Raw genomic sequence first — 22,194 nt, 5'->3', positions numbered from 1 at the left:
GTTGTTCGCTCCACCGCCGAGCCGGGTAGGCGGGCGCTCGCGGATCGGTTGCTCAGAGCCAGTCCGCTCAGAGCCAGTCCCGCCGCTTGAAGATGACGTACAAGCTGGTGCACACGACGGCCATCAGGGCGATCGCGAAGGGGTATCCGAGCACCCAGTGCAACTCGGGCATGTGCGTGAAGTTCATGCCGTAGATCGTGCCGACGAGGGTCAGGGCGAAGAGGATGGCGGCCCACGACGAGATCTTCTTGGAGTTGTCTACGTAGGGGCGCTGAACTGCGGTGATGCGGCTCTGATGGCCTCTGGCCTGCGCGGATGGATCTTTCAGCGTTTTACCGGATCATGCCGTGCTATGCAGCCGATTCTCCCCACGTGCTCCCCGGTGCCGCCCGTACTCCCCAGATTCTCCCCAGAGAGGGTGTCCCGAAGGGATCCGTGCCAGGTGCGCTCGTGCTCGCCTGGCGGCCGGTGGAAGTCACTATGGGTTACCTCTGACGTGTCGTGCATCGGCCTCCGGCGAGTGTATTTCGCGGTCGCCGAATTCTCTGCCCACATGAGTTCACCGGGTTGCGTCCGGGTCGTCTGCGACTCGCAGCGACACCTGGCCACGTTCGGTGCGGCGTCGAGCGATGAGTGCCGGTACGGAAGAGAGGTCTTCTTGGTCGAACGTGCCCCGAGGTGCCGATAGAGAGGCTGCTCGGTCCTCGGATCGTGGGGACGTACCAACTCGGCCGAGACTGATGCCCAGCAGGGAGACCCCAGCGTGAGCGACCTTGTCGTCCAGAAGATCGTCCGGCCTAACGTGCGCTGTCAGGCCCGTGGTTGGAGCTGATCGCATCGAATTTCGACTACCACCGAGCGACCTTCCTGTGGAAGTGCGAGGGTCTCTCGGACGCACAACTACGGCTACGCCCCGTGGGGTCGTCGGCGTTGACCCTGCTGGGGCTCATGCGTCATCTGCAGAGGGTCGAGCGTGCCTGGTTCCAGCGGACGTTGGCCGGCACGACGCCTCGCTTCCACCCCTATCGGACCCACGTCACCACTGACGGTGGTGAGTGGTACGACGAGTCGGACGCCACGCCGGCCAAGGACGTCTACGCGGACTACCTGAAGGCGTGCGAGGAGTCGCGACAGGTATTCGCGAAGGTGACCGTCGACCTCGCGCGCATCGTGCCGAACCCGGAATTCGGTGACACCGACGTGCGGTTCGTCCTTCAGCACGTGATCGAGGAGTACGCCCGCCACGTCGGCCACGCGGATCTCCTCCGCGAGGCCATCGACGGCGTCACCGGCGAGTAGCCGACCGCCGCGCACTGCGATGCATCCCTGGGCTCGTCAGACGAAGTGCCTGCCGGAGTCACGGCAAACGGTTCGTGCAACTCCCGCTAGGCTCCCGCCTCATGGGAACGTCCTGGGCCTCCATTATCGCTGGGTCGACGGCCGTCTTCAGCGCGGTCGCCACTGGGGGCGCGTGGCTGGCGGCGCGCCGTGCGAACGCCACCGCGGACGCGGTTGCGCGCATCGAGCGGGACCGTTGGCACGCCGACCTGTTGCCGCAGTTCAGCGTGAGGATCGAGATGGGTGAGGGCGACCGGGTGACGCTCAGCGTGCGGCTCGTCGGTCCGCTTCCGCTGTGCCATCTCGACGAGATCCGAGTTGAGGTCGCGCAGAGCGACGACATGGACTACACGCCCCGGCTCGCTGGGGGACCGACCGAGGAGCAGGTGGCTGCCCAGGTGTGGGGGCCGTTGCGGTTCGTGCCCGGCTCCGACGGCGCGGACCGGAACGGGCATACGGTCGTCCCGTTTGCTCTCGCCGTGGGTAGGGGGCGGCCGTTCGCGTTGGAGCGCACGCGCTCACCGTTCTGGTGGGAGGGCAACGACCGGGAGGAACGGTGGCGGGACAAGTGGCTCAACCTGCCGATGCGCCTGGTCCTCACCTGCCGTCGAGAAGGTTTCGAGCTGTGGACCGTCCCGTACGAGGTGGACGTGCCGGAGGCACCGCGGGTGCGGTTCGTCGGTTGAGCCTGCTGGGGTTGATGACCCGACCCGGGCAGGCAGCATGCGTTGACCTCTCCAGCCTCCCGTGTCCGCCGAACGGACACGGGAGCGACGATCAGGGCGACCGCCGAGCGGACACCCGCAGCCGCCAACTGAGGCCGGCCGCCGCTTTTTTCACGGATCGGCGCTCTCGCGCTGGCCGCCCCCCCCCGGTACGGACAGCATCTGTATCGCCACTGGATATACGGGGGTTGTGGGCGCGGCGGCGGTGCGCCCGGCGGGCGTCCTTGAGCTCGCGAACCGTGAGGCGGTAGCGGAGTAGCTCACGCCACCATCCAACCGAGCCGGGGCGGTCTGGGGCAGGGCGCGGACGAGAGTGCGCGCCAACGTGACGAGCGCGGTGGTGACGGTGGTCAGGGCGACGAGGCAGCCGGCGGCCCAGGATGGGACCGCTGAGAGGTCGGGCAGCACGGGATGAGTGCCTTCCGGAGGCGCGAGGGCGAGGTCCGCGACGAACCAGCCAGGGGCGTGCCGAGGAGCCTGGCGCCGGCCGAGCGGTGGTCGTGCACGTGCTATCGGGACGTCGCTCGACTCAGCCAGGTGGGGCGGTTGGTCACCGGGTTCGGCATGCCGGTGACGTTGTTGGCGTCGCCCCTGGCATGTGCATCCCCCTACGCGTTGTCTCCGTTGGCCGGTGTCTTCCGCGAGTCGGAGATCCCTACATGATTTCCGAGGTGCGACGGGGCAGCCCCCAGTGGCCCCCGAGTGGTTCAGTTACTCAGACGCGCTCAGGTCCCGATACGATGTGATCGTTTTGTCCGCTCCTTGCTTCGGTCGCGTCCGCTGAGATGGTGTATTGACGGCCACTCGGTGATCTCGTTTTGAGGCTAGGCGGTGAGTTGGGTCGGGACGATGGTCTCGTCGGTTTGTCGATCGGATGGAGGCAGCCCTTGGCGAGAAGGTCGAGTCCCATGTAGCGGCGGGCTTCGGTCCATTCGTCGTTCTGCTCGGCCAGGACCGCGCCGACGAGGCGGACCAGGGCGGTGCGGTCGGGGAAGATGCCGACCACGTCAGTGCGGCGGCGGATCTTCTTGTCGAGTCGTTCCTGCGGGTTGTTGGACCAGATCTGCCGCCAGGTCTCGCGCAGGAACGCTGTGAACGCCAGGACGTTGTGCTGGGCGGCATCCAAGTGGGCGACCGCTTGGGGGGAACTTGACCTCCACCGCGTCCCGGCGGAAATGAACAGCTGCCTGCCGGCCATCGTTTCGCAGGCCTGTCGGAAGGTCCGTTATGGGGCCCTGACAGTCGTGAGCGCGTGCCGTAAGATTCCGACTACTGTGTGCCACAGTAGGGGGACATTGGGGGGCTTTCGTGCTCGATGCGAAGCAGCATCAGGGCAAGTTCGGCGAAGACTACGTCCGTGTGCTGGCCTCTGCGGCAGGCCTGATCGTCCTGCAAGGCGATCTCGACGCGGACGGGGTCGACCTCGGGTTCCGCGCCACCGGCCGCTACGGACGGACGCTGTCACCCACTGTCGAGGCTCAGATCAAGACATGGTCGGCGCCGTCCGTGTCGTTCGGCCACCTGAACTACCGCGGGCTCAACGAGTGGCAGTTCAACAGGCTCGCCGGTCCCGACTTCACCGTGCCCCGGTTTCTGTTCGTCATCTGCGTCCCCGCCGACAACCAGGCGTACGCGGCCATGAGCACCGACGGTGTGATGCTCCGTCACCTCGGCTACTTCGTCTCGCTTCGTTCCGAGGAGCCGATCAAGAACCCCGACCGTCACCGAAAGCGTCCGGTCAGAGTTCCGACAGCGAACGTGCTCACCGCCGCCTCACTGCGCCGGCTCGCCGAGACACAGTCCGACTGGTAGGGGAACCGATGACGATTCCGCTGAAGGTCGACGACATCGCCAGCTATCTGGCGGAAATGGGCTGGGAGCGGGATCCACAAGGCTGGCGCGGAGCGAGTGTCTGGCAACACCCGGGCGACTACGAGGTGTTGGTACCCGCTCGCGACGGCATGGGCGACAACGACCGCCGAGTACGGGAGATCCTGCGCTGTCTGTGCGCGCTGGAGGACCGGCCGGCGAGCGACATCGCCCTGGAGATCGCCAGACCGCAACTGGACAAGCAGTCCTTCCGCACGTTTCCCACCGGCCACGACCCCGGCTACACTTCGCTGCTTCTGGGTACGCAGACGGTGCTGGGTGTCCGCAACCTCCTGACGGCGGCGGCGCGCACCGTCGTGCAGGGTCCGCACTTCGCCTTCGCCGGCCGGCAACCGGGCGTGGTGGGCGACCTCTTGAGCGCAGCCGAACTCGGCCCCTCCCGCGCCGGGAGCTACGTCGTCGAGATCCGGGTGGCGGCCGACGCGACGGCCCGAACCCCAAGCGGGGAGCAGGTCACCGGTCGGGCCGTGCTGGTCCAGATGCTCGAGGCGGTGAGCGCGGCCCAGGCAGCCGTAGCGGCGGACGCGCCCGCGGCCTTCGACGAGACCGTCACGGCCGGCGTCTCCGCGGATCTGTGCAAGGCGCTAAGTGAACTCTCCGGTTTCGACCGGAGCGAGCCTTTCGAGATCGGCTTCCGGTGGGCGCGCTCGCAGCCACGCGATGTGTCGTCACGCGTCGTCGCGTTCCCGGAGACCTCGGGATCGCTTCTGCACGCCGCGTCCCTGCGGCTTCGCGGCCTCAACGCCACCGGTGCCGCGACGGTCTCCGGTGTGGTCGAGGGGCTGCATGACGACTCCTCCGGCAACGACCGGTGGCGGATCAAGGTCCGCGGTGAGTTGCGCACCGAGCACGCCGAACTGGTCCGGCGGGCCGTCTGGGTGCGGCTCCCGGACCAGGCCTCGTACGACCGTGCGATCACCGCGCATCGGGAACGGCAGGTGATCACCGTCATGGGCGAGTTGTCCAGCATGACCGGCCGGGTGGAACTGGTGCCCAGGCGGGGGTTCGACATCTGACCGGATTTCGGCTCATCGAGGAGGGGTACTGTGCCGACGGAGTTGACTGTACGGGATCATGCATCGCTGTTCGCCCTGATGGTGGTCGCACGGCCGGTGACCAACCGTGAACTGCGCGCACTCGCCGGCCTGGAGATCACCGCGGCGGTGCGACGGCGAGTGAACCAGGATGCCGAGCGGATCGTGACCAGGAAGCACGGTGCGGTCAACACGCACCAGCTCACGTCCGCGGGCCGGACCTGGTGCGAGTCCGCTCTGGTGGCCGGACGCCCGGACGGAGCGAAGTTTCCGGCCGGGGTGCTCTATGCGGTGCTGGACAACGTCGGACAGTACCTGGCCCGCTCCGGCACCAAGTTCGGCGAGTTCTTCCAGCCCGACGTCGAGGACTGGATCCGCGCGGTCTACACGGAACTCACCGTCCGCCGGAAACCGGGCAGCTGGGTCAGACTGTCGGCGCTGCGCCCATGGCTCAAGGACCTGCCGCGAGGGGCCGTCGACGCCGAACTCGACCGGATGATCGAGCAGAACGACGTACAGCTGATGGGCGAGCTCAACCAGCGCACGCTCAGCGACGAGGACCGCGGAGCCGCCGTCGACATCGGCGGCGAACCCCGCCACCTGCTGCGGATCGGACCGGCGTGAACGGGGAACTCGCCGCCCTGGAGACGCTGTACATCAACACCGCGCTGACCCAGGAAGAGATCTGGACACCGGTGACCTCCTACCACGTCGACGGCCTTCATCCTGAGGTGTTCCGGCGGCTGGGGAGGGCGATGAGCGCCGTCGAGCGCGCCCACTCGCCGGTTGCGACCGTGGTGCGTGGCGAGAGCGGCTCGGGCAAGACGCATCTGCTCGGCTGGACCCGCCACGAGATCCAGGAGCGCGGCGGCTCCTTCTTCTACATCAAGCTCGTCACCGGCCGGAACTTCTGGGAGAGCGCCGCCGACAGTCTCGTCGACAGTCTCTACCGGGAGGACGAGGGCGGCCAGGAACAACTGATTCGCCTGCTCGACGAGCTTTCGCGTCAGGCTCGCCTCGACACGGACACCCATACCGCCGTCACCGGCCGGCGCGAGTTGACGCGCGCCCATGTCGATGCGTTCGTTCGGGGGATCCGGACCATCGACCGACAGGTGGGCAACGAGGCCGCGGACACGGCCCGCGCGCTGGCGCTCATAGCCTCCACCGGCGATCCCGTGGAGATCGGCAGGGCCTACTTCGCGTTCAACGACGACGACGGGGACAAGCGCGCCGCCTGGGGGATGTCGCCGGGCGGGCGAACGGCTCAACTCGTCCTCCGCGATCTGACGCGCCTGTTCGCCCTGGTCGGACCGCTGGTGTTCGCCTTCGACCAGCTCGACACCCTGGTGTCCGCCGCGGAGACGTCGTCGCTGACGGCGGCCCCTTCCGGCGAGGGCCGGGCCGCTAAGCGGCTGAGCAGTGAGATCGCCACCGGCCTGATGGAACTGCGGGAGGAAGCCCGCCGGACCCTGATGGTCGTGGCGTGCCACGAGGACACCTGGGAGCAGATTTCCAGGGCGGCCGTCCGGTCCGCCCTGGACCGGTTCGAGGTTCTGCCGACGCTCGGCGCGATTCCCGACGAGGCCACCGCCGCCGCCATCGTCAGCAGCCGTTTTCGGGCCTACTACGAGTCAGTGGGGTTCGCTCCGCGGTATCCCACCTGGCCGGTCACCTCGGCGGCGCTGGCCGAAGCCCCACACCGTTACACCGCACGGCGGCTGCTCGTCCGGGTCCAGAAGCACATCGAGGCGTGTCTGCAGACCGGCACGGTGGCCGAACTGATCTCCCTGGCAGGCGGAGAGCCCACGGCAGTCGCACCGCCCGCACCGGCGAGGGCCGTCAACCTGAGCACCCTGACGGAGTCCTTCGACAAGCTCCGTGCCGAGGCGGACGACCTCGGGCCGCTCGACCCCACGATCGAGGACGGGTTGATGCCCGCTCTGCTGGGCGTGGGGCTGCGGAGTCTGGTCAGGGAACTGGGTGCCGACGAGACGCGGTTCTCCATCGAGACCGACTTCGGCCGCAAGGCGGCGTTGCACGCCCGGTTGCGCTATGTCGTGGACGAGGCCAGCGAGAACGAATTCCACTGGTCCTTCCGGGCGATCGCCGCGAACAACGCCATCGCCGCCCAGAACCGGATCCGTAACGCGGCCGTGGAGGCCGGCCTGACGGCCGACCTGGCGAGCCGGCGGCTGATCCTGCTGCGGAACATGCCGTACCCGAGCGGCCCCAAGACCAAGGACATCAAGGACGACTTCGAGGCGCGGGGCGGGGTGTCGTTACCGATCGGCGCCGCCGACCTCCGGACCCTGGCCGCCCTCCGGGCCATGCTCGACGACCGTACGTCAGGCCTGGACGAATGGCTGCGACAGGAGCACCCCGTTTCCCGCATCGAGGTCTTCGCGCCGGTGCTGGGAGACTTACGGCAGCATCTCGGCATCGCGACCACGGAAGTCGGCTCCAGGGTGGCGGTGGACGCGGCGGGCATACCGGAGGACGCCGAGCCCGCTCGTACCGAAATCGTCGTCGGAACCACGGTCCGGGGCGGCCGTTCGTTTGCGGTACCCATGGAGCGGCTCCGGATGCACACCGCGGTGGTGGGCGCGGCGGGATCGGGCAAGACGGTCCTGATCAAGCGACTTGTGGAGCAGTGCGCTCTGCGCGGCGTCTCGGCGATCGTGCTGGATCCGAACGACGACCTCGCACGGCTCGGCGACCCCTGGTCGCGCCCGCCGAAGGGTTGGACGGACGACCATGAGCGCGAGGCCCGACGCTATTTCGCGGATGTCGAAGTGGTGGTGTGGACACCGGGTCTGAACCGGGGACGTCCGATCTCCTTCTACCCGCTTCCCGACTTCGGTCCCGTCCTTGACGACGAGGACGACTTCCCCCGTCTGGTCAGGTCGACCGTGACCTCACTCGCGCCACATGCCGGTGTACGCGGCAGCAGTGCTCGCGCGACCCAGCAGCTGGGGGTCCTCAAACGTGCCCTCGAACGGTATGCGCGCGACGGCGGCAAGACCCTGGCCGGCCTCGTCGAGCTGCTCGCCGAGCCCCCGAGCGACATCGTGAACAGCAGGACCAGTCGCTTCGCGGTTCAGATGGCGGACACGCTGGAAGCCGCGATGGAGACCGACCCGCTGTTCGGGGAGTCCGGCACACCCGCCGATCCCGGCATGCTCCTGATCCCGTCGCCGGGAAAGGCGGCCCGTATCTCGGTGATCAGCTTCATCGGCCTGTCCGGCGACGGACCGGCCCAATTCGTCAGCCGCCTCCAGGCGACCTTGTTCTCATGGTTCAGGGCACACCCGGTCGGCGACCGTGCCCTGGGCGGGCTGCTGGTGATGGACGAGGCGCAGAACTTCGTGCCCTCCGGTGCATCGAATCCGAGTACGGACAGCACGGTCGAACTCATTCGCCAGATACGCAAGTACGGACTCGGGATAGTCCTCGCCTCACAGCTCCCCAGGGGAATCCACAACCAGGCGCTGGGCAACACCGTGAACCAGTTCATCGGCCGACTCACCCAACCCGCGCACATCGAGGCCGCCAAGACCATGGCCCAGGCGCGGAACGCGGTCCTCGACAACCTCGCCGGTCTCAAGGCCGGCATGTTCAACGCCGCAAGCGAGGGGACCGGATTCAGCAAGATCGAGGTGCCGATCTGCCTCAGTCACCACGATGTGCCGCTCACGGAGGAGGAGATCGTCGAGCGAGCCCGCCGGGGTACCTGAGCGGTCGTGAGGTGGTGAGCGCGTCCTGGCCCGTGCCGAAACCTTGACCTGCGCGGACAGGGTCGCCAGGGTGCTTGAGCCGTCCTGTTCCGGCGGTCACCCCCATGGCGGTGGGTGAACTGCTCACCGCTCATCTGGCCGTCGTAGTCCAGTCCGCCGACGGACCACACAGTTCCGACCGCACGATGTCATCCGGGAGCATACCCAGCAGGTGTCGAGGAACCTCCCGGAGGCCGAACGCCGCGCCGCTCTGCGGGCCGTGGCCGACCTGATTTCCGTCGGCGGTGGTTCAGCGGCGTGGCTCAGACGATGCGCCGGATCGCCTCAGCCGACGCTGCCTGGCGCGGGAGGATTTCACTCTGGTTCAGCTGCGATCTTGGTCGGATTCGGGCTGGGTGAGTTGTTGTTGCCAGTCGTTGAACTGCTGGCGGAGCGCGGCGGTTCCTGGGTGTCGAGGCCGTAGGCGGCGTATTGCTTGTCGGTGTAGCGCTGCACACGGCGGAGGGCGTCGGCGAACATGCGTCGGTCGAATCCGGCGTCGTTCTGTGTGGCGAGTTCGATCAGCCGCTCGCGGCTGTAGCCGGTCTTGAGCAGGCCGTCGACGCCGATGGCGTCGCGGGCCTCGGCCCGGGTGAACAGGGCGCCGGTTTTGCCGGCGGCGACGTCGTAACGGTGGAGCACAGGACCGAGCTCGGAGGGGACGGGGGCATGGCGGAGGAATTCTGCGACGCCGAGTTCCACCTTGGTTTGTGATCCGGTGGACGGGTCGATGACGTTCAACCGGCTGTAGATAGGGGTCTGCTGGGCCGTCTCCACTGTGTATCCAGCCGCCGAATACGCCTTGATGAGCCGGGCGACCGCCTCGGGCATCTCGTCGGCGGCCCGATCGATGGGCGCTAACAGGTCGGCATCGTCGCACATTTGACGATGCGGTGCGCCTGGATGGCATAGCCGCCCGCGAGTGCGTACCCGTAGTCCTCGGCGAGCGCGTCGAGCCCGATCCTGATCAGCCGCCGATGCAGTTCCTCCACTATGCCGCGGCCGCCTTCGCCGCGAGCTCGGTGGACCTGGACTGCCAGGCCGTACGGACCGGTAGCGAGAGGAACGGGTCGGCCCACAGCCGCCGCAGAAGCGGGTCGTTCAGGTAGGTATCGAGGTCGGCCGGGGTCTGGGCCTCACGGATGACCCCGTTCGTACATCAACACGACATCAGCCTGGTCGGCCAGGTCGTAGACCTATCGGGACCCCAGTCGAGGTGGTGGGGCAGCGTGACCGTACCCGTCGCCGGCCCGTCCAGCGCCGTCGGCAGGGTGTAGGGCTTGGCTGCCGCGTACCTGTTCATGACCCCAGCATGCCGCAATCGGCCTGTCCGGCGGTATCCACGGCGCGGTTGTCGCGGGATGGGCCACTTGGCAGGGAGCAGCCTGATCGAGGATGACGGGGTCCGGTCGAGTGCGTTCCCCCACAGCTACCCGTACGTCCTCGCTGCCCGCGAACAAGCTCTGGAGCAGTCGATCTTCGGCTCGGCGTAGGAGGAGGCATCCGGGTGCGGCCGTCCTCCGGCGCCAGCGGCGGAAGTTACTGGCATGGGCTTGGGAACGGGCGATATCGAGGCATTGGTATGTTCCCTGGTTCAGAAAGCTGTGCAGCCGCGCGTTGGCTCACAGCAGGGTGTCAAAAGTCCGCCGTCCCCGCGATTTCTGGCGCGGAGTCCTCGAGGATCGACGAGAGGCCTTGTCGCAGAGCGTGACTGGCTGTCAGTGAATTTCTCGCCGTTTTCGGGAAGGAGTCGACTGGCTCGACGGCTGCTGGGCGTGTGACTGTCCAGCAACTCGCGGCCTGTTCGTCCCAAATGGGGTTCGGGCAGGATCCGGACCTGCCGAGTTGGCGTTCGGGCTCAGCCCACTTCCTCGCGGGCTGCCTTGAGGTCGTCCACCAGGAACACGTCCTGGGACCACTGCCCCGGCCATGCAGCAAGAACCAGATCCTTCGGTCCCGCCTGTGTGAGCATCGCCCGCTTCTCGGTTATGCGGGTCGCTTGTGTGACGATCCCTTTCGTATCGATCCGGATCAGAGTTACGGCCTGCCCGCGCCAGGGAAACCCACCCTCCACAGCGCTGGTGTGACGGAGGGACGAAGCGTCGAACTCCGTGAATCTCGGCATGACTTGAACCTTCTTGTCGGCAGCTGAGCCTGTCTCGCCGTGCACGGTAGATCATCTCGGTGTGTGTCAGTAGGGTGCTGGCATCGTCATCGGCTTGGGGGACGCGTGATCGAGCTGTCAGAGATGATTCGCGAGCTGCGTCGAGAGTTCACGGCGGCGATGGCTGAAGGAGACGGGGAGCGGGTGCGGTTCGAACTTGGCCCCGTGGAGGTCGAGGCGTCCGTGACCGTAAGCAAGGAGGCTGGGGGCGATGCGAGGCTGCGCTTCCTGATTGTGGAGAGCGGAGCCGCCGCCAAAATGGCGCATGCCGAGACTCAGCGCATCACCTTCACCTTGCAGCCGCGGATCGCGGACTCCGGCGCCTCCTTGATGATATCCGGTGACGACGTGGCCAACGAGCGCTGAAGTGCCTCCCGGCGCGGCAAGCGGCCTGGATGCCGGCCGTGTCGCCGAAGTCATCGTCGCTGGTGGTACTGGAACCCACCGGCGTGGCTCGGGCTACTTGGTTGCTGTCGGTCGCGTGCTCACAGCTGCCCACGTCATCAGGGACGCCCATTCGATCCAGGTGAGATTCGACGCCGACCAGCCGACTGAGCAGGTTCATCGTGCCGAGGTCGCCTGGGTAGATCCACGCATTGATGTCGCGGTGCTCGCCGTGGACGGCGACCAACAGCATGTTGCTTGGACTGACTTCGGCCGTGTTCCCGAGCACGACGCCGAGTTGCGGTGCAGCACCATGGGCTTCCCTGCCTTCAAGATGCGCAGCAGCGACGACGGCACATCGTTTCGGGACTCGTGCCACGTGCACGGCACGTGCGCTGTGTTGTCCAACCGCCGCGAGGGGACCCTCGACTTCCACGTCGTGTCTGGTCCTGCGGCGACTTATTCTGCGCGCTCACCGTGGGAGGGCATGTCAGGCGCCGCTGTCTTCAGCGGAGAGAGCATCATCGGAATCGTCGGCCGGCACCACCTGGCCGACGGGCCCGATCACCTGGCTGTGCTTCGCGCGGATCGGTGGCATGGCCAGCTCACACCAGATGCGGCCAGACTTCTGGAAGACGCCATCGGGGTTCCACTGGTGCCGAGTCGGCTGACCGACGCATGGCATCAGGCCGGGGGCGTGAAGAGAACCGCAGCCGGACCATCCCTTGGACGGCTTGTGAAATCCCTCGCGCCTGAGCACGCCCTGGCACTGGAGGTCCATCCGGCGATCCAGGCGCGGGGCCCCGATCAGAAACTCGACATCCTGCCTCCCTACTTGCAACGTCCCCATGTGGATGATCAGTTGCGCGAAGCAATGGTTGACGCCGAGGACGGCAGCCGATTGCTGATGCTCGTCGGCGGATCGTCGACAGGTAAGACCCGAGCCGCATGGGAGGCGGTGCGTTCCTGGCTGTCGGATGGCTGGCGGCTGTGGCATCCGCTTACACCTGACCGGCCCACTGCCGTGCTGAAGGCGCTGCGTTCCGGCCGAGTGGCTCCACGCACCGTCATCTGGTTGAACGAGGCCCAGCTCTATCTGAGCCCGCGACCCTACGGTGAGCAGGTGTCTGCCGCGCTCCAGGAGCTTCTCGCCGAAGAGAAAATCGGGCCCCTGCTCATTCTGGGGTCCCTCTGGCCCGACTACTGGAAAGAGCTCACCGCGGACCCGGTGCCGGGAGACCCCACCCCTTTTGCTGCTGCTCGGGCATTACTTGGCCTCGCCACTGTGATCCATGTGCCGGACACATTCAGCGAGCACGACCTTCGCATGCACGCGCAGATGCTCGACACTGATCCGCGGCTCGTGCAGGCAGGGGCCTCCGTCGGCGGGCGGCTCACTCAGTTTCTTGCTGGCGCACCTGAGCTGATACGCCGCTATCGACATGCTCCTGTGCCCGCGCGAGCTCTCCTCTGGGCGGCTATGGACGCCCGTCGGCTTGGCCATGGTCCGCGTCTGCCTCGGGCGTTCCTGGAGGAGGCTGCATCGGGCTACCTCAGTGATGACGAATGGGACGATCTGGATGATGCCTGGTTCAACCAGGCGCTCGCGTATCTTTCCGAGCCGTGTCGGGGTGCACGAGGGCCGCTCACTCCGATCCGACCGCGCCCCGGCTCGCCGGAAGCCGGCCGGATGAGCTACCGGCTCGCCGACTACCTTGAGCAGCACGGCAATACTGAGCGTCAACTCATCAGCCCCCCGGCCGGATTCTGGGACGCTGCGGTCCACGCGGCGACCGCGCTCGATGTACGGAAACTTGCTGAGTCTGCACATCTGCGCTGGCGCTTGCGTCACGCGGCTCACCTCTACACGTATGCCGCCGACCAGCAGGACGAGACGGAGCTTCAAGACGCTGTCCGATTACCGGCCCACAAAGGCGGGGCCCCGGGCGCTGATTATTCCCTGACCGATCCGTCTCGTGATGACGCGGTCACCCAGACGGAGACCGAGACCGATGAGCTCTGGGCGATACGCCAAGAAGAGCTTCATACATTGGCGGACGCGCATCAGGCGGCGGAAAAACAGCACGAGGAGATGGAACTTCTGCCTTCGTGGGACCGCGCCGAGTCCTTCGAGTCCCGGACTCAACGTGAGATGGCGCCCTTGATACAAGCTGCTCCGGACATGGTGGGTGTCCAGGCGTTGATGGCTGAAGCGGTACAGAAAGGGAACAACCGGCTTCTACTCAGTCTGGCTTCGATCAAGGAGTTGGCCGGCGATCCAGACAGTGCTGAGACCTATTTGCGGCAGGCCGCAGAGGCTGGCTACGCTACTGCCTTCAGCGATCTTGCTCGGTTACGAGAGCTGGCCGGAGACTACGACACAGCCAGTACGTACGTACTCGCAGCTGCCGCTCGGGGGGAGCTGCGTTTCTTGGAAGTATTGGTGGAACGCCGCGAGCAATACCACCTTCCGGCAGCGCGGTTGCTGGCTCACCGTGCTGCTGATGCCGGCTACGCAGGGATCTTGGTGAGGTTGGCGGTTCGCCGCACTTGGGCGGAGGGAACCGACAGTGAGTGGGTACGGCTCTGGCGATATGGCCTGACCGCCGACGGACACATCAGCCGACCCTGGTGAGTTCACCGGGTTGGTGGTGGCTGGCGCGCGACGAGCCCTGGAAGCGAGCGCTGGCCGGAAGGTCGCCGTTGCAGAAGCACATGAAGAAGGGCCATCGGCGACCGAACAACCCGGGGCGGAGGTGGCTTGGAGCAGCCCCTGCAACACGGGCCTGCTCGGGGTGGACGCCGTCGAAGCGACGGAGCGGGCCGCCGCATTCCGGAGTGAACTCACTTGCCAGGCATTATTTCCAGAAGCCTGCCTACCCGATGCCAGCCGCCGACGACGATTGCGGCCAGCACTGAGCACCCGGCGATGAGCCATGGTGAAGGTCGTCGTTCACGCCAAGTGCGCGAAGTGCCGAGGAAGCACTGACAGCTGCCACCATGGCGGCGGTAATAGGGGCTGCCACGTGAACAGATCCTCGGATTGCTGTTCGGGTGAGGGAGACGGGTGTGGCTTCTGTCAGGAAATCCTCCGGCAACATTGCTCCAATGCGACCTTCTGCGCAACGCTCGCCAATCATCGCCAACATGACACCGAGCCGAGGCGGCGTGGCGTTTGGATCAGCATCGATCTTCAGGGATTCCGCTCGAAGGGCGCCCGCAATCAGTGCCGCATGGGCCCGCGCTGGCGCAGACCTTGGTGATCGGCGAGGGATGGTACCGATGGGCGTGAAGGATGGCGTCCTCTGCCGCCTGGAGGCCAGAGCCGAGGTAGCAGAATCACAGAGAAAGTGAGCACGAAAATGAGGCTGCCCCAGCCATCATGCGCCGGGGGATCTCCACCACCGACTCATGGCCAGGGATTTCCATCTGCCCGAGGCGCTCGATGCCCTCCACCTTCAACCCCTGCACGAGGTAGCTGTCCTTCTCCTCGTCAAGGTAGATGGTGGGGGAGCCGCCACTGGGACTTTCCGGGTCCTTACCCAGCTTACGCAGGGCCATGATGTCCTCCTCGGATGCCGGTAACGATCTCTGTGCCAGAGCTTGCCGAAACTTGCCGGATAGGCATGGAAGTTGACCCTACGTGGCCGGGGTCGGGGCGACGAGTGGTGGGCTCGACGCGGTGCTTGAGGATGGCCGGATCCGATTGCTAGCGATCTATGGGTTCTCTGTGTCGCCGGTGTCATGCGCGGACGCTTGGATCTGTGGATTCTTCTGTTGGCTTATGGCTTGGCCGGATGAATCCGTCTCACGACCCCAGCATTTCCTGTGGTTGTAGGAACGACGCCAGCAGGTTGTCGATGATCCCGTCTTGCCGCACGGCTGATAGTCGATGCCGCAGTGGACGCAGATCAGGCGGATGCAGCGACGCGCATCTGCAACGCCCCTTGAACTGGCGGCACCTGACGGTGGGTAGGTCGGTGTAAGACCCTCCACACATCAACTGTTTCAGGCACCTTGAGGAGGCGACAGAGCGGGGGTGATGAAGCATGGGCGACGAACGGCGAGACGTGCGGCTCAATCCCTTCGCGGAGGGGCAGCGGGCGCGGCCTGTGCCTCCGCCAGATTGGACTCGGCAAGACGCGGGGGGCGAGGGGGCGGCACCACACGAGCGAGACGCCGAAGACGACGCACCGAGTCCGCAGAGCACCCGGCACGACCCTCAGGACCGCAGTGGGGCGCGTGCGCTCTTCATCGAGCTGCGCACGCTGAACGACGGCAGCGTTGAGTACGCGGAGCTGCGCAACCGGTTGGTCCGTATGCACCTGCCGCTCGTCGAGCATCTCGCGCGCGGCTTCCGCAACCGCGGTGAGCCGCTGGACGACCTGACCCAGGTCGCCACCATCGGCCTGATCAAATCGGTCGACCGCTTCGACCCGGAGCGCGGCGTTGAGTTCTCGACGTACGCGACCCCGACGGTCGTCGGCGAGATCAAGCGGCACTTCCGGGACAAGGGCTGGGCGGTGCGCGTCCCGCGCAGGCTCCAGGAGCTGCGTCTGTCGCTGACCACGGCGACGGCGGAGCTCTCGCAGCGGCACGGCCGCTCCCCTACGGTCCACGAGCTGGCCGAGAAGCTGGGCGTCTCGGAGGAGGAGGTCCTGGAGGGCCTGGAGTCGGCCAACGCCTATTCCACGCTGTCCCTGCACGTCCCCGACACGGACGACGAGTCCCCGGCGGTCGCGGACACGCTCGGCGCGTACGACGAGGCCCTGGAGGGCGTCGAGTATCGCGAGTCGCTCAAGCCGCTGCTGGAGGACCTGCCGCCCAGGGAGAAGCGCATCCTGCTGCTGCGCTTCTTCGGCAACATGACGCAGTCGCAGATCGCGCAGGAGGTCGGCATCTCCCAGATGCACGTGTCCCGGCTGCTCGCCCGGACACTGGCCGAACTGCGGGAGAAACTCCTCGTCGAAGACGACGTTCTTTCGGATGACGCATCGCTTCATGAGCCTCTGGCGTTGCCGCGCTGCCGGGCCCACCTGACGCTCCTGGACGACGATCCCCGCGTTGGGATCCCCATGCGAGTTGTGGTGAAACTGGTGGCCGGGGCCGCGCATCCGTGGGCCCGCCCAGGTGCCCGGCCCTCGCTGGACATCGTGGCCGTGCCGCTGAGCAGCGCGGAGGTCGTGCCGGCCACAGCGCTGTACGGCCCCGGAGACGTCGAATCCGTGCTGTTTCGTGTCACAGCTCCGGAGCCCGGCCAACACCGGATTCGGTTCACTTTTCTGCACCACGAAACCGGTGTCGTCCTCCAACAGGTGGAGACGGATTTGGACATCGCGGGCGCCGCACCCGCCGGGGCCGGGGAGAGACGAGCATGGCCGCTCAGGGGGAGGTCCTGACCCGGTGCCCCGCACATTGACCACCCAAGTCGTCCAGGACCCCAGCGACGGCTTCCGGCTCCTGCCGCATCTGGAGACGGAGCCGCCGGATCTCCGTGTCAGCTTCGACGTTCTGGGCGGCGGCCGGATTCGGGCCCGTATGTCGGGCACGTCCGTTCCGGCTCTCAAAGGCACCGAGCACAAGGCCGACTTGAGCGCCCGGCCCGACGAGGTCCATGGAGGAGCAGCCCGGCTCTGTGCCCGCTGGAAGGAGCGCTTCGTCGACTTCCAGCCGGTTGACGACCGAGGCCGTGCTCTGTCGGATCGGCGGCGCCCGTACGCGAGTACCGCCGATCTCAGTGTTGAATCGGAGGACGAACTACGTGCGGTGGTAGCCGATCTGGCCCGAGGTGGCGAGTCCCTGCTGTTTGACACCCTGCTGCGCGGAGAAGATGTGCGGACAGAGATGTTCCGTACATATTTGCGAGCCGCCTTGTCCAAGGAGGGGCTGCGGGTACGGTTCGACTCCGATCTGCACCTACCCTGGACGCTGCTCTGTTCGGACGGAGGGTCCGCAGCGACCCTTGACGGGCTCTTCGCCCGTTTCCTCGGCCACCGTCATCAGATCGAGCACACGGGCGACGCCTACGCGTGGATCGGACCGTCCCCTGGGATATCGCAGCCGCCTGCCGTCAGTCTGAATCACGATGTTCGCGTGGGCCGCGCGACGCGGGCGGACGAGGTGGCGAAGCTGCTCGCGGAGGGCACGTCGTGCACCGCGCGCACCACGTACGACGAACTGGTCCGCGACTTGGCGAATCCGCATCTGGAAGAGCAGCTGATGTACTTCTGGTGCCACGGCGAGTTCATCGGCAACGAGCCTGAACCTCATGTACTGGCTATCAGGCTCACGGACGGTACGCCTTTCGACGGTCACACGGTGCGGGAATTGCGGGCACGCCACCGGCACAGCTGTTTCCGGCCATTCGTCCTGCTTAACGCCTGTTATGCCGGAGTCGCCGGAGCGAGTGGGGACCGTGCCTTCCTGGGGCGCATGTTCATTGAGCACGGCGCACAGGGCGTACTCGGGCCGCAGATCGCGATGCCGCAGGCATTCGCCGCCGAGTATGCGCTCAAGTTCGTTACGCGGTACCTGCGCGGCGAGGCGACCGCCGGCCGAATCGCTCATGAACTGGCCAGGCATTTTGCCGCCAGGTACCGAAACCCTCTGGGTTTTGCCTACGGGCTACATGGCGGCATGGACGTCCGTATGGAACGGGCAGGCGGGGTGGAAACGTGAGCCGTACTACTGAGGTCGAGGTCATCGATCTGGACGAAAGCGGTTGGCTGTTGGATGCCGGGACTGATGAGCCGGTGCCCGAGCACCGACTGCGTGACTACTTCACGGAGCGCCTAGCGCCGCCCGCCTGGGCGACAGACATCCTCGTCTACGTCCACGGTTGGCAGACCTCCCCCGGCTCCGCCCACCGCACCGCGGAGCGGCTGCTTGCCCTGGTACACGACAACCTGAAGGCGGACCCGACCCGGTATCCGGCCCTGTCGGCCGAGGGCTTCAACCCATGGTGTGTGGTGGTGCGTTGGCCATCGTCCAGCCCGGTCACACCCTCCGGCTACCGCAGAATCCGGGACCGCGCACACGCGATGGGCGCGCGTGACGGAAACGGATATGCCGCGCACATCCTAGGCCGACTCCTCGGCTATCTGGACACTGAACGCGCAGACCCTGCGGCAGCTCCCGTGCTGGCCAACCACGAAGGGCAGTACCTCCACCTCGTCGGACATTCCTTCGGTTGCCGTCTCCTGTGCGAGGCGGTGCAGTGGGCGGCGGATGCTCGACTCGACGACACACTCGGCTGGAGCGCGGAGGGCCGTTCTCCGTCTCGCCCGTTCACTGCGGACAGCATGTTGCTGTTCCAGATGGCCGCACGCCGCGACGCGTTTCTCTCGCTGTTCCCGTGCATTCTGCCGAGCGAGGTGCACGACGGCGCCCCACTGAGGGGACCAGTCGTCGCCACTTACTCCCGCCACGACCGGGCAACAGGCTTCTGGCACCTGCGAGCCGAACGACAGCCAGGCATCGGGCACTCGGGGATCGGGCCGGCACCAGCGCCCATGTTCACCACCCGTCTGCTGTCCCTTGACGAGCGGTATCCGCTCTTCGCACTCGACCACCGCTTCGTCAACGTCGACGCCTCCGACATCTACGTCCGTGGGCGCCGCCTCAGCCCGGCCGGCGCCCACTCCGACCACGTGCGCCCGGAATCGGCGCACCTGCTACTGAGCCTCGCGGACTACTCGCGCTGAACTGCCCGCGCTGGCCAGGATGCGCGCATCTTCACCATCTAGTCCTAGTCGAGATTCAAGAAACGCCACCTGATGACGTGACCCGTAAGCCTCAGGTGTGTGGCCGATCCGCCGTCAAGTCGCCGTCAGTTATGGGATTCGGGCACGAAACTTGAGATCCCGCAGCCCTGATTCACCAGTTCGCCGGAGGCAGACAGGGAAGATCCCGAAGGGACTGGAGTCCTGCGGCAGAGCATGTCAACGTACAACACCCTGCTCGGAGAGCCGTTCCGAGCCCATGGCCATGGAGGCGCCCCTGCTCCCGCACCATCCCGACGAACCATCCCATCGAGACTCGCCAGATCCGGTCTGCTGGGTAACCCCGCGCCACTTGGCCGGTGACGACGGCGTGCTCGCCGAGCGGATCGGTGACACCCTGGCCGACCTTGGCTGGCACATCTGGGCACGCTGTCTGTTGCTTGGCAGTTGAGTGCCCGCCGACGCGATACGCCCGGCAGATCCTCGGCACGCTCTCGACTTCAACGTCGAAGTGTGGAAGCCGGCCCTGGCCGCCGTCGGCGTCATCCCCCTGCGCAAGAAGGGCGAGCGGTGGAAGGCGTCGCGCAAGGACGGCTTCCACGTGCTCCGGCACACGTACGCCTCGGTCATCCTCGAAGCGGGCGAGTCCGTCGTCACCCTGGCCCGCTGGCTCGGCCATTCGAGCCCGACCATCACCCTGGACTACTACGCCCACTTCGTGCCGGAGGCCGGCGGCAAGGGGCGTGGCGCCATCGATGCTCTGCTCGGCCAGCCTGCACTGGCGGCGTAGACGTCCGCTCCACAGGACCCACGGAACGGGTGGGCACAGCGATCTGCTGTGCCCACCCGTTCCGGCGTTTCACAAGGGAAGTTCGCTACTCTCCGTGCCGGCCCTTGCTCCCAGCCCGCGCTTCAACAGCGAGGCTTCCGCAGGTCAATGCCTGCGATCGCAGGACACCGCCCGCATCGGAGCGCGGCTCATTCTCCCCAGACTCTCCCCAGTGGCCTGGAAAGAGTCGCCGGAGCCTGCGATCCGGGCCGTGCTCACTCCCGAGAGTGCCTCCAGAGGCGATTACTCAAAGCCAGTCTTTCCGCTTGAAGATGACGTACAAACTGGTGCAAACAACCGCCATCAGGGTGATCGCGAAGGGGTATCCGAGTACCCAGTGCAACTCCGGCATGTGGTCGAAGTTCATGCCGTAGATCGTCCCGACCAGCGTCGGGGCGAAGAGGATGGCCGCCCAGGACGAGATCTTCTTGATCTCCTCGTTCTGTTCGAAGCCCGCCTCCGCCAGCGCCCGCATCTCCGCGTTCTGTTGCTGGGTGACCAGCGTGGCGTTGACCGTGAGGATGTCCGTGAGCGCCTGGCGGAAGCCGTCCACGCGCTCGCTGGTGTGCGTGACGTGGTCGGCGACGTCGCGGAGGTAGCGCTGGAGTTCCTCGTCGGTGCCGTACTTGGCGAAGCCGGCCATCAGGCTGTGCAACATGCTGACCAGGGGGCGGGTGGCGCGCTGGAACTCGACCATTTCGCGGGAGAGTTCGTAGATGCGGCGCGAGACCCAGGGGTCCCCGCCGAAGACCTCGGTCTCGATCTCGTCGATGTCGTTCTGGACACCGGAGACGACCGGGGCGTAGCCGTCCACGACCGCGTCGAGGATGGCGTAGAGAACGGCCTCCGGGCCGAGTTTCAGCAGCTCCGGGGTCTCCTCCATGCGGCGGCGCACGGCGGAGAGATCGGGCGCGGCGCCGTGCCGGACCGTGATCAGGAAGTCGGGGCCGAGGAACACGTGCAGCTCGCCGAAGTCGACCTCCTCGGACGCGTCGAGATAGCGGGCGGCGCGCAGGACGACGAAGAGCGTGTCGCCGTACCGCTCCAGCTTCGGTCGCTGATGGGCCTCCATCGCGTCCTCGACGGCGAGCGGATGAAGGTCGAACTCGGCAGCCAGGGAGAGGATTTCACCTTCCGTGGGACGGGCCAGGCCGATCCACGCCATGCCGTCCTGCTGGTCGCGCAGCTCACGGAAGGTGTCCGCGAGGGACGCGGGAGTCGCGACCCGCACACCGTCGCGGTAGAGCGCGGCCTGTACGACGCTGTCGGGCTCCGCCGGACGCGGGTCGGCGGCAGCCGGGCCGGGTACCGGGGGATCCGCCGACGGCGGCGCGGCCGGAGCGACCGCGCGTCGCCACACCGGCTTGCGGCTGCCCTTCGCGGCGGGTACGGGGCGGGCTCGGCGCTCCGGCATCGCGGCTGCCTCCGTGTCACGCGTTCGCGAACCTGCGACTGTCGCACCTTCGCAAATCTGTCCTACCGATCACGGGCAGGATATACGGGTCACATGGCCGGAGCGGCCGGACGAAGTGGCCCGATAGCGTACTGAGCATGACGAAGACCTCGACCGCCCCCGTGCTGAGCGTCCGGGAGCTGAACCGCGCGACCCTCGACCGGCAGCTGCTCCTGCGCCGGGCGGCCCTGTCCGCGACGGCCGCCGTCGAACACCTCGTCGGTCTCCAGGCACAGAACGTGAAGCCTCCGTACTACGCGCTCGCCGCCCGCCTGGAGGGCTTCGCCCCCGAGGAGCTGTCGGCCGCCATGGAACAGCGGGCGGTCGTCCGCATCGTCACCATGCGTTCCACCATCCACACCCACACCGCCGACGACTGCCTCACGCTGCGCCCCCTCGTACAGGCCGCCCGCGAACGGGAGTTGTACGGCTTCCGCGCCGGCCTCGCCGGAGTGGACCTCGACCGGCTCGCCGCGATCGGCCGGGAGCTGGTGGAGACCGAGCCGCGCACCATGAAGCAACTGCGTCAGGCCCTGCTCACCGAGTGGCCGGACGCCGATCCGTCGGCCCTCGCGATCGCGGCCCGCTGCCGGCTGCCGCTCGTNNGCAGCGGTCAGGTCACGCTCACCACCGCCGAACACTGGCTCGGCAGGCCCTCCGAACCGGCCCCCGCCCCCGACGCTACGATCCTGCGCTACCTCGCCGCCTTCGGTCCCGCCTCCGTCAAGGACATGCAGACCTGGGCAGGCCTGACCCGGCTGCGCGAGGCCTTCGAACGGCTGCGGCCCCAACTGGTCACCTTCGCCGACGAACACGGTGCCGAGCTCTTCGACCTGCCGGACGCGCCCCGCCCGGAGGCGGACACCCCGGCGCCCGCGCG

Annotated in this window: 18 protein-coding genes and 5 pseudogenes; 15 read left to right on the top strand and 8 right to left on the bottom strand. The window is 66.9% G+C overall.

Features of this window, described 5'->3' with window-relative positions:
* Positions 1-67: 67 nt before the first annotated feature.
* A pseudogene (locus AOK01_RS32480) lies at positions 68-250 on the bottom strand (CorA family divalent cation transporter); the annotation flags it as partial.
* Positions 251-787: 537 nt separating this feature from the next.
* Between AOK01_RS32480 and AOK01_RS32475 the strand changes: the two are divergent.
* Both AOK01_RS32475 and AOK01_RS32470 read left to right on the top strand, forming a co-directional pair.
* A pseudogene (locus AOK01_RS32475) lies at positions 788-1,299 on the top strand (DinB family protein).
* A gap of 101 nt (positions 1,300-1,400) precedes the next feature.
* Positions 1,401-2,024 (top strand): hypothetical protein, encoded by a 624-nt coding sequence (locus AOK01_RS32470; protein WP_055518021.1) that lies wholly within the window; start codon positions 1,401-1,403, stop codon positions 2,022-2,024.
* A gap of 904 nt (positions 2,025-2,928) precedes the next feature.
* Here AOK01_RS32470 and AOK01_RS32455 read toward each other — a convergent pair.
* Positions 2,929-3,207: pseudogene (locus tag AOK01_RS32455) on the bottom strand (transposase); the annotation flags it as partial.
* Positions 3,208-3,371: 164 nt separating this feature from the next.
* Between AOK01_RS32455 and AOK01_RS32450 the strand changes: the two are divergent.
* From AOK01_RS32450 to AOK01_RS32435, 4 genes are read left to right on the top strand one after another with little or no spacing between them, the layout of a single operon-like run.
* Positions 3,372-3,875 (top strand): DUF4365 domain-containing protein, encoded by a 504-nt coding sequence (locus AOK01_RS32450; RefSeq protein WP_055518003.1) that lies wholly within the window; start codon positions 3,372-3,374, stop codon positions 3,873-3,875.
* Positions 3,876-3,883: 8 nt separating this feature from the next.
* Positions 3,884-4,969 (top strand): hypothetical protein, encoded by a 1,086-nt coding sequence (locus AOK01_RS32445; RefSeq protein ID WP_055518002.1) that lies wholly within the window; start codon positions 3,884-3,886, stop codon positions 4,967-4,969.
* A gap of 30 nt (positions 4,970-4,999) precedes the next feature.
* On the top strand, positions 5,000-5,611 hold the full coding sequence (locus AOK01_RS32440; RefSeq protein WP_055518000.1) for a hypothetical protein: 612 nt from the start codon (positions 5,000-5,002) through the stop codon (positions 5,609-5,611).
* Positions 5,608-8,724, top strand: a complete 3,117-nt coding sequence (locus tag AOK01_RS32435; protein WP_055517999.1) for a helicase HerA domain-containing protein — start codon at positions 5,608-5,610, stop codon at positions 8,722-8,724. The genes AOK01_RS32440 and AOK01_RS32435 overlap by 4 nt, the downstream gene beginning before the upstream one ends.
* Positions 8,725-9,078: 354 nt before the next feature.
* On the opposite strand, the gene AOK01_RS32430 is transcribed toward AOK01_RS32435, so the two are convergent.
* From AOK01_RS32430 to AOK01_RS45605, 3 genes are all read right to left on the bottom strand, one after another.
* Positions 9,079-9,645, bottom strand: coding sequence for a hypothetical protein (locus tag AOK01_RS32430; RefSeq protein ID WP_245702516.1), 567 nt, complete (start codon positions 9,643-9,645; stop codon positions 9,079-9,081).
* A complete protein-coding gene (locus AOK01_RS46230) occupies positions 9,621-9,755 on the bottom strand; it encodes a hypothetical protein (protein ID WP_281181463.1) in 135 nt (44 codons plus the stop codon). Before AOK01_RS46230 ends, AOK01_RS32430 begins: the two co-directional genes overlap by 25 nt.
* 167 nt (positions 9,756-9,922) lie before the next feature.
* Positions 9,923-10,066: a hypothetical protein gene (locus tag AOK01_RS45605; RefSeq protein WP_245702515.1), complete on the bottom strand. Its 144-nt coding sequence runs from the start codon at positions 10,064-10,066 to the stop codon at positions 9,923-9,925.
* 67 nt (positions 10,067-10,133) lie between these two features.
* On the opposite strand from AOK01_RS45605, the gene AOK01_RS46225 reads away from it, so the two are divergent.
* The gene (locus AOK01_RS46225; RefSeq protein ID WP_281181462.1) at positions 10,134-10,256 is read left to right on the top strand and encodes a hypothetical protein; all 123 of its coding nucleotides are present in this window, start codon (positions 10,134-10,136) and stop codon (positions 10,254-10,256) included.
* A 365-nt stretch (positions 10,257-10,621) separates the two neighbouring features.
* Here AOK01_RS46225 and AOK01_RS32420 read toward each other — a convergent pair whose 3' ends face one another.
* Entirely contained in the window at positions 10,622-10,933 is a 312-nt protein-coding gene (locus tag AOK01_RS32420; RefSeq protein WP_245702514.1) for a hypothetical protein, read from the bottom strand.
* Positions 10,934-10,993: 60 nt separating this feature from the next.
* Between AOK01_RS32420 and AOK01_RS32415 the strand changes: the two genes are divergently transcribed.
* The gene (locus AOK01_RS32415) at positions 10,994-11,293 is read left to right on the top strand and encodes a trypco2 family protein (RefSeq protein WP_055517993.1); all 300 of its coding nucleotides are present in this window, start codon (positions 10,994-10,996) and stop codon (positions 11,291-11,293) included.
* Positions 11,268-13,946, top strand: a complete 2,679-nt coding sequence (locus tag AOK01_RS41910; protein ID WP_079103942.1) for a trypsin-like peptidase domain-containing protein — start codon at positions 11,268-11,270, stop codon at positions 13,944-13,946. Before AOK01_RS32415 ends, AOK01_RS41910 begins: the two co-directional genes overlap by 26 nt.
* Before the next feature lie 704 nt (positions 13,947-14,650).
* Here the strand turns inward: AOK01_RS41910 and AOK01_RS32395 are convergent.
* A complete protein-coding gene (locus AOK01_RS32395) occupies positions 14,651-14,872 on the bottom strand; it encodes a hypothetical protein (RefSeq protein WP_055517987.1) in 222 nt (73 codons plus the stop codon).
* 530 nt (positions 14,873-15,402) lie between these two features.
* Between AOK01_RS32395 and AOK01_RS32390 the strand changes: the two are divergent.
* From AOK01_RS32390 to AOK01_RS45600, 4 genes and pseudogenes are all read left to right on the top strand, one after another.
* Positions 15,403-16,284 (top strand): annotated as a pseudogene (locus AOK01_RS32390) (RNA polymerase sigma factor SigF); the annotation flags it as partial.
* A 430-nt stretch (positions 16,285-16,714) separates the two neighbouring features.
* Positions 16,715-17,989 carry a CHAT domain-containing protein gene (locus AOK01_RS32385; RefSeq protein ID WP_055517983.1) on the top strand — a complete coding sequence of 425 codons (1,275 nt, stop codon included), beginning with the start codon at positions 16,715-16,717 and terminating at the stop codon, positions 17,987-17,989.
* On the top strand, positions 17,986-19,014 hold the full coding sequence (locus AOK01_RS32380; protein ID WP_190849777.1) for an alpha/beta hydrolase: 1,029 nt from the start codon (positions 17,986-17,988) through the stop codon (positions 19,012-19,014). Before AOK01_RS32385 ends, AOK01_RS32380 begins: the two co-directional genes overlap by 4 nt.
* 469 nt (positions 19,015-19,483) lie before the next feature.
* The gene (locus AOK01_RS45600; protein ID WP_245702513.1) at positions 19,484-19,822 is read left to right on the top strand and encodes a tyrosine-type recombinase/integrase; all 339 of its coding nucleotides are present in this window, start codon (positions 19,484-19,486) and stop codon (positions 19,820-19,822) included.
* Between the two features lie 286 nt (positions 19,823-20,108).
* On the opposite strand, the gene AOK01_RS32370 is transcribed toward AOK01_RS45600, so the two are convergent.
* A complete protein-coding gene (locus AOK01_RS32370; protein WP_055517981.1) occupies positions 20,109-21,275 on the bottom strand; it encodes a magnesium and cobalt transport protein CorA in 1,167 nt (388 codons plus the stop codon).
* A gap of 137 nt (positions 21,276-21,412) precedes the next feature.
* On the opposite strand from AOK01_RS32370, the pseudogene AOK01_RS45595 reads away from it, so the two are divergent.
* Both AOK01_RS45595 and AOK01_RS45590 read left to right on the top strand, forming a co-directional pair.
* Positions 21,413-21,918 (top strand): annotated as a pseudogene (locus AOK01_RS45595) (DNA glycosylase AlkZ-like family protein); the annotation flags it as partial.
* Between the two features lie 2 nt (positions 21,919-21,920).
* A partial coding sequence (locus tag AOK01_RS45590; RefSeq protein ID WP_245702518.1) for a DNA glycosylase AlkZ-like family protein occupies positions 21,921-22,194 on the top strand: 274 nt, incomplete at both ends.

The organism is Streptomyces aurantiacus, assembly GCF_001418335.1.
GTDB lineage: Bacteria > Actinomycetota > Actinomycetes > Streptomycetales > Streptomycetaceae > Streptomyces > Streptomyces aurantiacus.
This window is presented reverse-complemented; position numbering and strand designations above follow the sequence as displayed.

Coding starts and splice junctions, on each gene's coding strand:
- AOK01_RS32430 (WP_245702516.1), bottom strand. CDS start 9,645: ATGTGCGACGATGCCGACCTGTTAGCGCCCATCGATCGGGCCGCCGAC.
- AOK01_RS45605 (WP_245702515.1), bottom strand. CDS start 10,066: ATGAACAGGTACGCGGCAGCCAAGCCCTACACCCTGCCGACGGCGCTG.
- AOK01_RS32470 (WP_055518021.1), top strand. CDS start 1,401: ATGGGAACGTCCTGGGCCTCCATTATCGCTGGGTCGACGGCCGTCTTC.
- AOK01_RS32370 (WP_055517981.1), bottom strand. CDS start 21,275: ATGCCGGAGCGCCGAGCCCGCCCCGTACCCGCCGCGAAGGGCAGCCGC.
- AOK01_RS32445 (WP_055518002.1), top strand. CDS start 3,884: ATGACGATTCCGCTGAAGGTCGACGACATCGCCAGCTATCTGGCGGAA.
- AOK01_RS32395 (WP_055517987.1), bottom strand. CDS start 14,872: ATGGCCCTGCGTAAGCTGGGTAAGGACCCGGAAAGTCCCAGTGGCGGC.